At 34.5% G+C, this 15,238-nt stretch carries 15 protein-coding genes and 3 tRNA genes; 7 read left to right on the top strand and 11 right to left on the bottom strand.

Annotated elements, in window-relative coordinates:
* Window positions 1–124: 124 nt before the first annotated feature.
* On the top strand, window positions 125–898 hold the full coding sequence (locus H600_RS0118805) for an META domain-containing protein (RefSeq protein WP_026730238.1): 774 nt from the start codon (window positions 125–127) through the stop codon (window positions 896–898).
* Window positions 899–1,091: 193 nt separating this feature from the next.
* Here H600_RS0118805 and H600_RS0118800 read toward each other — a convergent pair whose 3' ends face one another.
* Together H600_RS0118800 and H600_RS0118795 are read right to left on the bottom strand one after the other, a co-directional pair.
* Window positions 1,092–2,378 (bottom strand): DUF2130 domain-containing protein, encoded by a 1,287-nt coding sequence (locus H600_RS0118800; protein WP_026730237.1) that lies wholly within the window; start codon window positions 2,376–2,378, stop codon window positions 1,092–1,094.
* Between the two features lie 261 nt (window positions 2,379–2,639).
* Window positions 2,640–3,527 carry a LysR family transcriptional regulator gene (locus H600_RS0118795; protein ID WP_026730236.1) on the bottom strand — a complete coding sequence of 296 codons (888 nt, stop codon included), beginning with the start codon at window positions 3,525–3,527 and terminating at the stop codon, window positions 2,640–2,642.
* Between the two features lie 316 nt (window positions 3,528–3,843).
* Here H600_RS0118795 and H600_RS0118790 point away from each other — a divergent pair, with 316 nt between their 5' ends.
* Window positions 3,844–4,551 (top strand): class I SAM-dependent methyltransferase, encoded by a 708-nt coding sequence (locus tag H600_RS0118790; RefSeq protein ID WP_026730235.1) that lies wholly within the window; start codon window positions 3,844–3,846, stop codon window positions 4,549–4,551.
* Window positions 4,552–4,678: 127 nt separating this feature from the next.
* On the opposite strand, the gene H600_RS0118785 is transcribed toward H600_RS0118790, so the two are convergent.
* From H600_RS0118785 to H600_RS0118770, 4 genes are all read right to left on the bottom strand, one after another.
* Window positions 4,679–5,140 (bottom strand): DUF3291 domain-containing protein, encoded by a 462-nt coding sequence (locus tag H600_RS0118785; RefSeq protein WP_026730234.1) that lies wholly within the window; start codon window positions 5,138–5,140, stop codon window positions 4,679–4,681.
* 189 nt (window positions 5,141–5,329) lie between these two features.
* On the bottom strand, window positions 5,330–5,608 hold the full coding sequence (locus H600_RS0118780; protein ID WP_051234472.1) for a putative quinol monooxygenase: 279 nt from the start codon (window positions 5,606–5,608) through the stop codon (window positions 5,330–5,332).
* A 2-nt stretch (window positions 5,609–5,610) separates the two neighbouring features.
* Window positions 5,611–6,216, bottom strand: coding sequence for an NAD(P)H-dependent oxidoreductase (locus tag H600_RS0118775; protein ID WP_026730232.1), 606 nt, complete (start codon window positions 6,214–6,216; stop codon window positions 5,611–5,613).
* Window positions 6,217–6,617: 401 nt separating this feature from the next.
* Window positions 6,618–7,604, bottom strand: a complete 987-nt coding sequence (locus H600_RS0118770; RefSeq protein ID WP_026730231.1) for an aldo/keto reductase — start codon at window positions 7,602–7,604, stop codon at window positions 6,618–6,620.
* A 118-nt stretch (window positions 7,605–7,722) separates the two neighbouring features.
* Here H600_RS0118770 and H600_RS0118765 point away from each other — a divergent pair, with 118 nt between their 5' ends.
* Entirely contained in the window at window positions 7,723–8,568 is an 846-nt protein-coding gene (locus tag H600_RS0118765; protein ID WP_026730230.1) for an AraC family transcriptional regulator, read from the top strand.
* A gap of 2 nt (window positions 8,569–8,570) precedes the next feature.
* On the opposite strand, the gene H600_RS0118760 is transcribed toward H600_RS0118765, so the two are convergent.
* The 4 genes from H600_RS0118760 to H600_RS0118745 form a co-directional block, all read right to left on the bottom strand.
* On the bottom strand, window positions 8,571–9,038 hold the full coding sequence (locus tag H600_RS0118760; protein WP_026730229.1) for an RES family NAD+ phosphorylase: 468 nt from the start codon (window positions 9,036–9,038) through the stop codon (window positions 8,571–8,573).
* A complete protein-coding gene (gene parS, locus H600_RS0118755) occupies window positions 9,038–9,538 on the bottom strand; it encodes a type II RES/Xre toxin-antitoxin system antitoxin (protein WP_026730228.1) in 501 nt (166 codons plus the stop codon). The genes H600_RS0118760 and parS overlap by 1 nt, the downstream gene beginning before the upstream one ends.
* A gap of 89 nt (window positions 9,539–9,627) precedes the next feature.
* Window positions 9,628–10,389, bottom strand: coding sequence for a C40 family peptidase (locus H600_RS0118750; RefSeq protein WP_026730227.1), 762 nt, complete (start codon window positions 10,387–10,389; stop codon window positions 9,628–9,630).
* A 69-nt stretch (window positions 10,390–10,458) separates the two neighbouring features.
* Window positions 10,459–11,637 carry an acetyl-CoA C-acyltransferase gene (locus H600_RS0118745; RefSeq protein WP_026730226.1) on the bottom strand — a complete coding sequence of 393 codons (1,179 nt, stop codon included), beginning with the start codon at window positions 11,635–11,637 and terminating at the stop codon, window positions 10,459–10,461.
* Between the two features lie 240 nt (window positions 11,638–11,877).
* On the opposite strand from H600_RS0118745, the gene H600_RS0118735 reads away from it, so the two are divergent.
* The 4 genes from H600_RS0118735 (at window position 11,878) to H600_RS0118720 (ending at window position 13,441) form a co-directional block, all read left to right on the top strand.
* A tRNA-Ser gene (locus H600_RS0118735) sits at window positions 11,878–11,961 on the top strand.
* 14 nt (window positions 11,962–11,975) lie between these two features.
* Window positions 11,976–12,050 (top strand) — tRNA-Pro (locus tag H600_RS0118730).
* A gap of 30 nt (window positions 12,051–12,080) precedes the next feature.
* Window positions 12,081–12,154: transfer RNA gene (locus H600_RS0118725), tRNA-Arg, on the top strand.
* 162 nt (window positions 12,155–12,316) lie between these two features.
* Window positions 12,317–13,441, top strand: a complete 1,125-nt coding sequence (locus tag H600_RS0118720; RefSeq protein WP_035108787.1) for a site-specific integrase — start codon at window positions 12,317–12,319, stop codon at window positions 13,439–13,441.
* Here H600_RS0118720 and H600_RS0118715 read toward each other — a convergent pair.
* Window positions 13,433–15,238, bottom strand: coding sequence for a hypothetical protein (locus H600_RS0118715; RefSeq protein WP_026730224.1), 1,806 nt, complete (start codon window positions 15,236–15,238; stop codon window positions 13,433–13,435). The genes H600_RS0118720 and H600_RS0118715 overlap by 9 nt on opposite strands.

Here is a 15,238-nt window from a genome sequence, read left to right as displayed (position 1 = left end):
TTATAGCTACTTAGTTTTTTTAAATTTGAAAGGATTCTAAATAAGCATTTCAAAAAAATGTTGTAAATTCATAAGAATTTTACGTGTTTTTTTTTAAAGGAACATTTATTTAAACTAAAATCTCATGAAAAAAATACTTTCAATATTGTTATTATCAATTTTTATGATAGGCTGTAAGACAACAGCAAGCAAAGAATCGGGCGGGACAACTTCACCAAGTTCTACAGAAGAAGATTTAAAATATTATTTTAAAGGAACTGGAAACGAACCATTTTGGGGAATCAAAATAGGGAAGGAAGAAATCGTTTTTACATCATTAATTCCTGGGAAAGAGAAAATCAGTTTTCCTGCTGCTGAAGCGATTAAAGCAATGGATGCGAATGTAAAAATGTATAAAGTAAGTAATGAAACTGCTTCGGCGACAATTACAATTCAGCAATTGGATTGTCAGGATTCGATGTCTGGAGCAATTTCTCCTTATAGTATAAAGGTCGAAATCAAAAATAATTCGGAATTAGAAACGAAAAAATTAAGCGGATGCGGAAAATATTTAACCGATTATCGTCTTCATGATATTTGGGTTTTGGAAGAATTAAATGGTTATAAAGTTTTTGCAACTGATTTCCAGAAAGAAATGCCGAGAATTGAAATTAATTCGAGCGAAAATAGATTTTCGGGTTATGGTGGTTGTAATTCAATGAGTGGTTCTATTTTTTATGAAAAGGACTTATTGCGTTTTACTAAAGTGATTTCGACTCTTATGGCTTGTCCTCAAGGGAATAAAGAAGGTGAATTTGTGAAAGCTTTGCAGAGTACGACTACTTATTCAATAGAAAACAACAGATTGACATTGTCAAACCCTTCAGCAAAGCTTTTGGTGTTTAAAAAAGTTGATTAGATTTTGTTTTTTCCTCTCGCAGATTTGGTTGATGAAGCAGATTTTTTACGTATTTTTTGTCAATTTCGACGAAGGAGAAATCTTCGCAAGTAACTCCGTACTAAGAGTCCAATCTTTGTGGAGCTTCTCGTGGAGATTTCTCCTTCGTCGAAATGACAATATTGTGGTGAATTTGTTGCTTTCACCAGTGATTTTACTCAAGCAATTCCTTAGTTTCTTCCTCTTCGTCATCACCTTCAATAAAATCCAATTCTAAAGCTTTCACGCTTTGAACTGCATTTCCGGCAATACCACGAATCGAACCATACATTCCTAAAGTATTATGAACTACTTTTTCGATTTGTTTTTCGCGTTGTTTCCAGATTCTCTGCATTGCTCTTTTCTCTGAATCTAAGTCGCTTTGCATTTGTGTAAAACCTTCTACTATTCCTTCAATCTGCAAACGGAACTCGTTGCTCGTTAAGAAATCATACAACATTGACATTTTATCGCCTTTGTTTTCCTGCGCCTGAACGGCTTGATTGATCTGAATTAAGGATTGACGCAAAACAGCGCTCAAACCTTTAAATTCTTCATACGTACAAATCCAGATTCCGTCGCGCATGCCCATTCGATCCATTCCGTTTGGCATAACTTCGGTTACCAAAACTCCGATATTGGCTCTTTTAATTCGAATATCGTTTTTGAATTTTTCAATCCATGAAGGTTGAAAAGCTTTTGTTCTTTTGCTTTCGTAATAAATCGAACCGCAGTTTTGATGCTCGCGGGTGTTTACAATCTGAAGACAATCGGCACCATTTGCACCTTTTTTAACTTCGTCGATGCTGTCAAGCGGAAAATTGTTGGCTAGCCATTCTTCGATTGCCAGTTCCATTACTTCGCCTTGCAATTGCATAGAACCTTGTTCCTGCTTGCGTTTCATTTCTTCGGTTAATTTTTTCTGTTCTTCTAATTGCTTTTGAAGTTCTTTAAATTTTAACTCGTTTTTATCATCTTCCTGTTTTCTGATTTTTTCGCGTTCCAAGGCCAATTGCGTGTTCAATTGTTTTTCGGCTTCGGCCTGAATAGCATCTTTCATTTCCAGTTTTTCGCGCTGTAATTTGGCGATTTCACCTTCCATTTTATTTAATTCCCTGATTTTTTCGGATTTTTCAGAGAGTTCTTTTTCCATTAAAAGCAAACGGTCTTTGTTTTCTTCTTCGAGTTTGGTTTTTAGTTTTTCAGAAATTTCTTTTTCAGCGATTTTTCTTTCACGTTCCAAACGCTCCGCAAAAAGTTCATTTTCTTGTTTCTTTTTGGCTTCAAATTCGGCTTTAGCTTTGTCTAATTGCTCATTTTTAAGCTCTAATTCTTTGTTCTGAATAGTTGCTTTTTGTTGAAATTCTTTACGGATGCTGTCTTCCAATTGATGTTTTAAAACATCATTGACATCGATAGGAGTTCCGCAGTTTGGACACTGAATTGAAGATTGCTCAGCCATTTTATATTGAATTTTTATTGTAGAATTTGAATTTGCTAAGGTATTTAAAAGTTCTCTTTTTATAATGTGGATTTCTGTACTAAATTGTAACGAATTTTTGTTATGGCCACGAAGGCGCTAAGGCGGAAAGTTTTTTTATAATTTAATCTCGCAATCCCGATAGCTATCGGGAGCGAAGGCGCAAAGTTTTTTTGCCACAGATTAAATTATAAAAAAACTTTGCGACTCTGCGCCTTTGCGAGATTAATTTCACCACAAAACTTAGCATGAACTACTTTTATTCAATAAAAAAGCAACAGCAGTTTTTGTAATTTCAGAATCATCTTCCCTCGAAGTGATAATCGAAACATCTGTTTTTAGATTTACCTTTTTCAATTCAACAAAACCAATTTCAGGATCCTGATTATTTCTGGCAATGTTCGAAGGAACAATCGAAATTCCTAATCCGTTTTTAACCAATTGTACGATGGAATTGATATTATTAGCTTCATGAATAATCTTTGGCGTAAAGCCATAAAAAGCGCAAAGTTCCAGCAAAACTTTGTGATAATGTGGTGCGTAATCTTTGTTGAAGAAAACAAATGTTTCGTCTTTCAATTTTAAAATCTCATTTTCTGATTTTACCTGAAAAGCATTTTTATTGTAAACCAATGAGAATCCGTCTTTAAACCATAAATGTGATTTTATTTTTGGAGAATGAATCGGCGAACGAATAATTCCCATTTCGATTTTTCCTTGTTCCAAAGCATCGATTTGTTTCGTTGTTGAAATTTCGAAAAGTTTGAAATTTACATACGGAAATTGTGCTTTTAAATGTTTTATCAAATCTGAAATCACGGCAGAATATATCGAGCTGATATAAGCGATTCTGAATTCGCCCGAAACATTCTCGGCAATCTTTTTTGTTTTAACGGAAATGCGTTCCAGATCTTGAAAAATTGATTTGACTTCTTTTTCGAAATATTTCCCAGCTTCGGTCAATTCTACTTTTTTATTGTTTCTAATGAAAAGCTTTGCCTGAAGTTCTTCTTCCAATTCCGCTATTTGTCGGCTCAATGGAGGTTGAGAAATAAAGAGTTTTTCTGAAGCTTTTGTAAAGTTTAGTTCTTCGGCTACAGCCAAAAAATATTTTAAGTGACGTAATTCCATGATACTTTTAAAGTATTATTAATTGACAAAAATAGTATTTTTAAAGTATTTATGAAAGAGGTAGTTTTGGTTTTGAGTTAAATGTTAGATGTTAGATGTTAGATGTGAAACGTTAAAAGTGAAAGTTGTAACGAATAACAAATATTAAAAAACTTATAACACTAAAAAAAGTTCTCTCGCAGATTTAGCAGATAGGGCAGATTATTAATTAATTTTATTAAAATCATTCTTAATCATTAAATTTTCCGATCTATAATAGCAAAAAGATCCCCTAAATCTGCTAGATCTGCGAGAGATTAAAAAAAAACAAAAGACAATGAAAAAATCAACTATTACAGAAATCAAAGAACGTTTTGATAATGATGTCGAACGATTTTCGAATTTAGAAACGGGACAGTTGTCTACGATCGATGCTAAAGTTTCTTTGGAATTAATAACGGAAGCTTCAAAACGAATTGTTCCCAATGCGACGCATGTTTTGGATATTGGCTGTGGCGCAGGAAATTATACTTTAATGATGTTGTCTAAATTACCAAATTTAAACTGTACTTTGGTCGATTTAAGTTTGCCAATGTTGGAGAAAGCTTTCGAAAGAGTTTCGGCAGAAACGAGCGGAAAAGTTGAGATTAAGCAAGGTGATATCCGCGAAGTAGCTTTGCCGGAAAATCAGTTTGATATTATTTTGGCCGGTGCAGTTTTGCATCATTTGAGAGATGATCAGGATTGGGAAACAACGTTCGAAAAAATATTCAAATTATTAAAACCTGGAGGATGTTTTATGATTTCGGATTTGATTACGCAAGACACGGAATTATTAAACGAATATACCTGGCAACGTTACGGCGAATATTTAGAAGGAATTGGAGGGGCAGAATATCGCCAAAATGTATTTGATTATATCGCTAAAGAAGACACTCCAAGATCTATGAATTATCAATTGGATTTGATGAAAAAAGTTGGTTTTTCAAAAGTCGAAATTTTGCATAAAAATATGTGTTTCGGAGCTTTTGGCGGAATTAAATAAAAAAGGTTTGCCACGAATTACACGAATTTTCACGAATTAATTTTTTCACTTGCATAATAAAAATTAGTGCAAATTAGTGTAATTGCTTGGCCAGTTCGCTATCGCTCGGGTCGTGGCGAACAAATAACTATGCAATTTGCTTTGGAGCAGGAAACTTGCTTCTTAAATCAAAAGCAAGTTCTGAAGCTCCGTTTTGTTGTAAGTAATCTAGTTTTTCAACGGCTTCTTCAAGTGTTGGAATATGGCCTGCAGGAATCCACCACATGGCAGTGTGTGCTTTTCCGAATTTCTGAAACCATTCTTTTCGGCGTTTTAGAAACTCACTGTGAAAAGTTTTGTACATATAATGTTCCAAAGTTTCGATGTTTTCCCAAACTGAAACATTTACAATTATCTGCTCGTCATTGTATGGATTTAAGTTTGTGGCATTGTAACTGTCGTCTTTTAAACGCCAGACAAATCCTTCGCTGTTTTCTGCCAAGGTGTTTACAAGATCTAAATTGTCTACAAATTCTTTCATGATAGGATCGTTGATGTCGACGCCTTTCATTTTTGCGATGTTAATTTCGGCAAGATGATATTTGCTCATAAAATACATGTTTCTGAATTTTAGGCAATTTAGCTTTTTTCTTAATAATTATTTTAAAGAAATAAGTTATATCTGTAACAGTTTGTCGTCCTGCAAAGTTTTTTAAACCTTGTAGGTCTTTTTGGGAAGAGCGTTAAAAGTTATACCTACAAGGTTTAAAAAAACCTTGCAGGAGAGTCTGAAATTAAGTTATAAAATTTGAACTGTTTTGTAAACCTGTATTGGAGTTGAAACCAAGGATTCTGTTTTTTTGATGAATTCTTGCAAGTAGGATTGATTGTTGTGAAGATCTAATCCCGGTTGATCTTTCCATTCTTCCCAAAGAATAAAAACATTTTCGGAGGTATGTAAATCGTAACGAATGCAAGCTTCTTCTTTTCTAGTTTCCGTTACCAGATGAGTCAGCAGGTTTTGAACTTCAATTAAATGCTCTGGTTTACTTTTTAAAATTGCTGTAATCGAAATCATAATTATAGGTTTTTAAAAGTTTGTTCTAAGTGTTTGGTGTATTCTTCTTTAAAGATAATGATATTTTCTGGTGTTGCTCCTTTTTCAACATCATGAAAATGAAATCCGTTTAGTTTTTCCATTCCTGTGAATTTGTTCATTTTATGGAAACCAAACATTACGCCTTCATCAACAGAAGTTTGATTAAAAAATTCTCCAGGTAAAGTAAAAGCAGTTGCAGGTGCATTCCAGCTTGTAGTCAGCATGTATTTGCGTCCGTGTAAAAGTCCGCCAGTTCCGTAGTTGATGTCTGGATTTACACGGCTTCTCCCATCGCTTTTGTAAATTCCTTTATTGTGACCTGCGGTGAAAACATCGTCGATGTATTTTTTGAAAAGGTTTGGCAACTGAAACCACCAAACTGGTGTATGGTAAATGATTACATCTGCCCAAACAAATTTTTCTACTTCTTTGTCAAGATCGATATCGTCTTCTACGTGAGTTGTTTTGATTTCGTATTCGTTGTTTTTGGAAAGAAATTCGGTTGTCCAGTCCTGAACTGTTCTGTTGAATTTTCCGCCTGAATGTGCGAATTTCTGTCCGCCGTTAATTATGAATATCTTTTTCATTTTTACTATTGGTTTTATTAACGTCTTTATATTGAAATTTAAAGGCGCATTTTTTTTCTTTATTTTTTAATCTCGCAAAGACGCAGAGTCGCAAAGTTTTTGTTTACCTAAATTGAGATATAAGTGTTTCTTTTGAAAAAGGATGTGTGAGGGATTGAGGCGGTATCCTTTTGTGGAATGAAATGGAACAAAAGATATAGCCGAAAGCCCGACCCGGAGGGGCACACCCAAATTATTTTAATTGTTGAGATTTTTTTTAAACACATAGAAACATAGATCTTTCTTTCTTGAAAAGGGAATTGAAAGAAACTAGTTTCTAACACATAGCTATGTGATTTTTAGAAAAGTGAAACGCCTTTGTACGCAACGAATAACTATGTTTCTATGTGTTTAAAAAATAATTAGTCTAGTTTAGAAAGTGCTTCATTAATGAAAGCAAGTTCAGACGCTGATAAATCGAAATCCATTGTTTTGGCATTTGAAATGGCTTGTTCGGCATTTCTGGCACCCGCTAAAACTATTGCAATTCCTTTTTGTAATGTTGTCCAGCGCAATACCAATTGTGCAATCGAAATGTGTTTGTCGTTTGCTAGTGAACTTAGTTCTTCGATTAAGGTTTTTACTTGCTGTAAATCAAATTTTCCGAAATAGCCGTTTCTGTGATCGTTTTCTTTTAATTTGCTGTCAGTGAAATATTTTCCTGTCAATAAACCTCTTTCCATAGGACTGTACGCAATGATTCCTATGTTTTCTGCGATGGTAAACGGAAGTAAATCTTTTTCGATGCTTCTGTTCAACATGCTATACGCCACTTGATCTGATGCAATCTGAACTGTTTTTTGCGCTTCTTTGATTTGTTCAATATTGTAATTACTTACTCCGAAAGCTTTGATTTTTCCTTGCTGAATTAAGGTTTCAACAGCTTCCATAGTTTCAGAAATTGGTGTTGTGCTGTCCGGCCAGTGAATTTGAAGCAAATCGATATAATCAGTTTGAAGGCGTTTTAAACTTTCTTCGATTTCCTTAATTACGTTTTCTTTTGATGAGTATTTGTAAATAGGCACTTGTTTTCCGTTATCGTCAGCATCAAAAAAGAAATCACCTTTTCCGTTGTTGCTTCCGTCCCAAACTAAACCGAATTTGGTTAACAATTGCACTTTCGAACGATCGTAAGGTTTTATAGCTTCGCCGATCATTTCTTCGCTTAAACCAAATCCGTAAAAAGGAGCAGTGTCGATTGTAGTAACACCGTGTTCAATAGAAGCCTGAACAGATTCTATTGAATCTTTCTTTTCGGTTCCGCCCCACATGGTTCCGCCAATAGCAAAAGCGCCGTATGTTATAGCTGATAATTCTAGTTCTGAATTGCCTAATTTTCTATATTCCATGATTGTAATTTTATTTTGATTAATTTGATGAGGCAAAATTATACCATTTTAAATGTTCTTATTTGGTATATATTTGTCTTTTTTAGGTATATTTGCAACTTCAAATAATTTACAACTCATGAAAAAAGAAAATTTATACGAACCGTTTACTGTTTCTTTTGAAACTTTAGATGAATATCCGGATGTGGGTGACCGTCATAATTTCTTTGAGCTGGTTTATATTTTAGAAGGTACAGGAAGACAGTGTATTAATAAAAATATTTTTGAGTACGATCCTGGACATTTGTTTTTATTGACACCAGAGGATTGCCATAATTTCACCATTGAAACCAAAACGAAGTTTTTCTTTTTGAGATTCAATGATATTTATTTGAAGAATTCTAGTTTGCAAAATGAGAATATTCAACGGTTAGAATATATTCTGCAAAATGCGAATCATCAGCCAGGTTGTATTTTAAAAAACGATGCTGATAAATGTTTGGTGAAAGTAATGGTGGAAGCGATTTGTCGTGAACATCAGGATAAAGATGTTTACAATAAGGAATTGATCCAGCAATTGGTAAATACACTTATTATTATTGTTGCCAGAAATATTGCGAAATATTTACCAGAACAAGTAAATGTGGGAACTGAGGCAAAAGCAATGGATATTCTGCAATATATTCAAACGAATATTTATTATCCGGAAAAAATAAAAGCAGAGTCTATAAGTGATTATTTCGGAATTTCGAATACATATTTAGGGCGCTATTTTAAAAAACATGCTGATGAAACGATGCAACAATATATAAGCAATTATAAAACGAAATTGATTGAACATCGCTTGCAGTTTAGTGATAAACGTATCAACGAAATTGCTTATGAATTCGGTTTTACTGATGAAAGCCACTTTAATAAGTTTTTTAGAAAACAAAAGGGGTATAGTCCGTCTGAGTTTAGAAAGACCATTCGATTGAGTGCTTAAGTTTATTGTTTTATTCTCGAATCAAAAGCCATTTTTTTGGTGCTCACGATTTTGATTTTTGAAGCATCTTCGTGATTCGGATTGATCAAATAATTAAATTCTTCTGGTACTACAGCGCTAGGAACTTTTAAAACCGCGGCATCATTGTAGTATACAAAATCATCACCAATTGTCTGTGTAATGAGTATTGGTGGCTTAGAACTCCATTCCGTTGGCAAATCATTTAAATGTACTTCTTGTATGGTGATTTCATCCGGAATTTCAATTTCTACATAAAATCGATCCGTTGGTAAGTCTTCGCTTAAATCTAAATGTACTGATACTTCAAGTGTTGCAAGTGCCCGGCTGTCGGCGGTATAAACGATTCGGGTGTTAAGGCTGTTCCATCTGTAACCTTCAGTCATTGATGCACCAATTCCTGATAATGAAGTTTTTAGGTATTTTTCTCTTTCAATTCTAAATACAATCATTATGCTAAATTTCCGAATTCTAATCTGTTTAGGCTAAATTTTACTTCGTTGATTCCAGTAATAGTATCCAGCATATTTTCTGGAATATTGCCACCAATAGAAAGATTAGGTTTTTTTAGCCATCGCTGAAATTTTTCTTCTTCATCGTTGAAAACTTCTAAGCCATAATCGATTAATTCATTGATTAGAATGACTAGTTCGCTGTCTCTGCTATCAAGCAAAAGATGTTCGCTTTTTTTCTTGTTGTAAGTGGTTTGCGGAATGCCTACAATTGCTAAAACTGATTTTACGGGATTGTTTAGTCTTCGGCTGATTTCTTCAATAGAATCATATGGGATGCCAGATCTGATGACTCCCACGCGTTCCATTTTAGTGCTCCAGCTATATTCTTTTCCACCAGAATACAAAGTCGATTTTCTAATGGATATCACTTTTCCAGAGGCATTTTGGATGCTTCTTTTTGTGTCGAACGGTTTTGTTTTTGATGCAAGTTTTTTCATGACGCAACTAATTTGCTGTAAATATACAACAATTTTGTTGTTTTTGTAGAAAACTTGCCCAAAATATGTTTTTGATTTTAGAAGAAATACTAAATAATTTTTTTGATCACACGAAGTTTGTGCGTATGCTTGTTTATTTCAGGATTATAGATTCCAGTGTGGTCTAAACGATCAATGCGAACTTTTCCACTGGCGTGAATGATGTAATTATTTTCCATAATGATTCCAACGTGAATGATATTTCCTTCGTCGTTGTCAAAAAAAGCTAAATCGCCGACTTCACTTTCTTCAATGAAACTTAATGGTTCGCCCTCAAGTGCTTGTTGTGAAGCGTCACGATGAATTTTATAACCATTTAGTTTGTAAACCATTTGCGTAAAGCCAGAACAATCAATACCAAAAGGTGTTTTTCCGCCCCACAAATAAGGAGCGTTTAAATACATAAAAGCAGTATTTATTATGGCGCTTTTTGGTTTGATGCCGCTGGTTTTTGTTCCTTCAAAATCAAAATTTGAAGTATTGATTTCGCTGTTGTTTAAGAAAGATAATGAAGCTCCAAGCGGAATTGGAAGCAATAAATTATTTGGAGCTGTGATATAATCAATTAAGTCAGCATTTAAGATAATTGCTTCTTTGCTCAACTGATTGAATTGTTCTTTGGTTATTTCCTGATATTGTTTTGAATCTACCCAGCCAACATAATCGTCATACTGAATTCGTATTTTAGCCCACTGATTATAGCGTTCTAAAATTTCGATATGTTCGCCAAATAAAAGTTGTGTGACGATTTCACTCCTGTCGCTAGCTTCGGCTCGAACGGGTACTATGGCTAGATTGCAAATTCCAAACATTTAAGGAAATTTATAAGTTGAAAAATCAGGAGCCGAAATATGACTCCTGATTTTTTTTGTAATATTGTTTTAAGCTCTTTCGATAACAATTGCTGATGCTCCACCGCCACCGTTGCAAATTGCAGCAGCCCCGGTTTTTGCATTGTTTTGTTCTAAAACATTTAGTAAAGTTACAATGATACGTGCTCCTGAAGCTCCAAGAGGATGCCCTAATGAAACAGCGCCACCGTTTACGTTTACTTTATCGTTATCAAGGTTTAATATTTTTGCATTGGCTAATCCAACTACAGAGAAAGCTTCATTAAATTCGAAGAAATCAACATCTGAAATTGAAATTCCTGCTTTGTCTAAAGCTTTTGGTAAAGCTTTTGCAGGGCTTGTAGTAAACCATTTTGGTTCTTGTGCAGCATCTGCGTAGCCTTTTATGTATGCAAGAGGTTTTAAACCTAAAGCATTTGCTTTTTCTTCAGACATTAAAACTAAAGCAGCAGCTCCGTCATTGATTGTTGAAGCATTTGCGGCAGTTACAGTTCCGTCTTTAGTGAAAACTGGGCTAAGAGAAGGGATTTTATCTAATTTGACATTAGTGTATTCTTCGTCTTTTGAAAAAATAATTGGTTCGCCACGTCTTTGAGGAACTTCAACAGGAACTACTTCTTTGTCGAATTTTCCGGCATCCCAAGCTTTTGCACTTTTTTCATAAGATTGAATTGCAAATGCGTCTTGTTCTTCACGGCTGATGTTGTATTCAGTTGCACATAAATCAGCGCAAACTCCCATTGCGTTGTTATCGTAAGCATCTGTTAAACCATCTTTTTGCATTCCGTCAAGCATAGTTGCTGGGCCAAATTTGTTTCCGGCACGCATTTGAACGTAGTGCGGAATCAAACTCATACTTTCCATTCCCCCGGCTACTACAATTTCAGCGTCTCCGCAGGCAATTGCTTGTGCAGCAAACATGACAGCTTTCATTCCAGAAGCACAAACTTTGTTTACTGTTGTAGCGGCAACTTCTTCAGACAAACCAGCAAAAAGTGCTGCTTGACGCGCTGGAGCTTGCCCAACGCCTGCCTGAATTACATTACCCATAAAAACTTCATCAACTAATTTTGGGTCTAGGTTAATTTTTTGAAGGGCTCCTTTTATAGCGGCAGCGCCTAATTTTGGTGCAGGTACGGTAGATAACCCTCCCATGAAACTTCCGATAGGTGTTCTAACGGCAGAAACGATAACAACTCTTTTGTTCATTTTCTGTGTATAATAGTTAATAAAGCAAATTTACTCTTTATTTGAATAATTTCAAATTTTGTATTGAATAGGGCTGAATTTAAATTTTAGGTCAATTTTTTGTTAATTCTATTTGTTTGATTGTGAAGTGGTTTAAAAAAAAGATTGAAAAAAAATAAAAAAAAGCAAAAAAAAGCTTGTGAGATATGGAATGTTGTTCTACATTTGCAACCGCAAAACGGGAAGCAATTCCTTGAGCTAGGAGAGGTGCCAGAGCGGTAATGGAGCAGATTGCTAATCTGTCGACGGGTAACCGTCGCCAGGGTTCGAGTCCCTGTCTCTCCGCTTAATTTTGCCTTCGGGGTGTAGCGTAGCCCGGTTATCGCGCCTGCTTTGGGAGCAGGAGGCCGCAGGTTCGAATCCTGCCACCCCGACAAAACTTTGCCATAAGTTTAAAAAGAAATGGACGCATAGCTCAGCTGGATAGAGCACCTGCCTTCTAAGCAGGCGGTCGAAGGTTCGAATCCTTCTGCGTTCACAATAGCCTTAAAAAGCTAAAAAACAAAAGTGCACATACAGACTGTTAAGTCAAGTATAGTGCGCTTTTTTTTGTTTTTAACCTATTTTATTAAGGCTTATGTTAATGTTATTTCCCAACAAATTGGACACGCTATTGGACACGAAAAAAATTACCGTGCCAATGAATCATTCATTTACTTTTAGAGAATACAAAAAAGCCAATGGTAAAACACCAATGGTTCTAACACTCCGCTCAAAATCTAAAAAAGAAAGATTGAGTTTAGATATCGAAATCAATATTGATGAATGGGATAAGGCCAAACAGAGACTTAAACCAATCAGTGTTGAAAATCAAGACATAAATTTGATTTTAGATAATATTGAGTCGAAGCTAACTCAGATCAAAACATCATATAGATTATCTGATAGAATACTCACACTAGAAATTCTTAAAAAGGAATTTCTTAGCGGAATGCCACGCATAAGATTTACTGCTTTTTACGAAATGATGCTTGAAGAAGAAAAAGTAATGATGGAAGTTGGATCGTATAAGCGATATCTTTCGGTTCTCAAAAAACTGAAAGCTTATAATGACGATATTACTTTTATTGAGATTGACCAAAATTGGATAGATAAATTCAAGAAATATCTCAGAGGCTTAGGAAACGAAAGCACTACCGTTGCTGGTAACATTGCTGCAATTAAAAAATTTCTAGGACTGGCGAAAAAATCAGGAATTCGCCTGGCATTAAATATTGATGAAATAAAAGTAGGCAGTACAAAGGGGAATCGAACAAGTCTTACTACGCATGAATTAAAGCGTTGTATTGGTTATTTTTATTCCGATTATATACCGGAATCACATCGATTGATTTTGGGTTATTTCTTGTTTAGCTGCATGACTGGACTTCGAATCTCAGATGTGCAAAAATTAACTCGTAAAAACTTCATGGACGATTACGTAAGCTTTGTTACAAAAAAAACAAAAACAGATCAATCTATTGCCCTTAATAATAATGCTCGCAAAATCATCGATTTTGAGCCTAAACTATTCGAAATTAAGTTTGCTGATCAACACATAAACGATGAATTAAAAAAAATTATGAAGTTGTTGAAAATTCAAAAAAAAGTTAGTTTCCATGTCGCACGTCATACTTTTGCAACTACCTTTCTTCGAGCAGGTGGCAATGTAGAGAAGTTGCAGCGTTTGCTTGGCCACAAAACAATATCGCAAACAATGATCTATGCCCATATTGTCCAAAGCGACGCAAACGCTGAAATTTTCTTGCTAGATAAACTACTTTAAGGTATACTGATCTATTTCAACCTCATATAAGTCTTTTTTAACTTGTCGTTTAACAAGTGACTTTATTATAAAATATCTTCCAAAATTGAAAATTTTACTTTTGGAAGATAAATCCTTTATGCTTTCAATATAACTGTAGAATGTGTGTTTGTAATTTATTGCATTTACTCTAAAATTGAGCCAACTAGAAAAAAAAGTCTGTGAAATATCCGGTAGTAAAATTGGAGTAGGGTCGTCAGTTAAATTTAATGCATCATCATTTAATCCGGAATATAACAACGCATAGATTTTTTCCTTCTCTGATTCAATTGCGTAAGCTGTTTGGACACCATTTCTAAATTCATTTTTAAAAGGAAAAGCACCAATTTCTATTTCAATTGTTTTATCATCTCTAACAAATCCGGTCGTTTGGAATCCATCGGCTGTGTAATAAACTTCTTGGTGATTGTTTTTTTCTTCTGATGCTTCAATAAATTTCAATACAAATGATATCCCTTTATTATAAGTTCGCTCTGGGATCGTTTTAAATTCGGATAAGTCCACTGCGCCATCGTAATTAATATTGGAATCTATAAAATTCATCCAAATCTCTTTCCCTCGAAGCTCGGTGTCAAGGTTGTACCAATTTTTTATGACAGTTACTACTGATCCAAAAGTTTTATCTGGAACTACTCTAGATAAATCAATTGTGTTGTTATTTACAACATTGGGAATCGCAACTCCAAATTCATTGTAAATATACATTGAAGATATATTGATATCGCAAATTATTGCTTCGTCATTATTGTACTGTGAACTTTCAATTATAAGTTCGTCAGGAAGAGAGTCATTAATTGTGTCAAATATTACATTTACATCATAACTGTATAGATATCCCGAATGGTGTTTCTTTTCTCTTTTAGATGCAAGCCAAATCGTATTACCTCTATAGGATAATTTAATATAAGTATTCTCTTTCCATCTTCCTGAGATATACGCGGTTCCAGTTACTCTATACCTGGCTTTTTCAGGAAGTGCTACAACAGTTAAGAAACTTGCTTGGTTTCCACTTGAGGAAACCTTATCTTCACCTAAGACTATTTGGTCGATATCAACCTGGTCAACAACCTTATGATAATCACTGTCAGCATACATTACTTTTTTCTTTAATTCTTCAATATTCAAGACATCTCCTTTTAAAGTATATCCTGCATCAGCAAATCCTTGAGTTAGTATGTGTAACCAATAGGGAACCGGAAGCATTAAATTTCGATTATGTGGTTCCTCTTCCAGTACTTCATTAATTACAAATTCTCCGTCCTTGTAATTGTTATATATTTTTTCAAAATATTGCCACATCGGATCCGAAGTATCTATTTTGTCAGTGTGTATTTGTGGAAAGTTGTAGTTTACATCTGGCCATGTTTGTGGAATTATAGTTTTAGCATGCGCGTAGATATCAGTGGTTACTACTTTCTGCAATCCTAGTTCAGCTAACTTCTTGCTGAAGTTTGGGAATTCTTCAATTCCATACTTCAAAATTAAATTCACTCCTGTATTCAAAGTATCTACATATAAAACACCTGCTTCTCTTATATTTCCCAAAACGTAAACAACTGGAATCTCCAGAGTATTTTCTTTGGAACGATGATCAATGATGTCCTCAAAATATTTTTTAATTTCATCAGATAAATCAAACGAAAAAGGAAAAGAATACTTAGTTATATATTGATCCAGAAACATAGAATTTTCTTCCGTAATGGTTATATCTACATTGCTTAAATCAAGTTCAAAATTGTTGGCTATTATTTTATGCAT

Origin of the sequence: Flavobacterium denitrificans DSM 15936, assembly GCF_000425445.1 — a bacterium.
In the GTDB taxonomy this organism is placed as follows: Bacteria; Bacteroidota; Bacteroidia; order Flavobacteriales; family Flavobacteriaceae; genus Flavobacterium; species Flavobacterium denitrificans.
The sequence above is the reverse complement of the archived record's forward strand: the minus strand, read 5'-3'. Positions and strand labels throughout refer to the sequence as shown.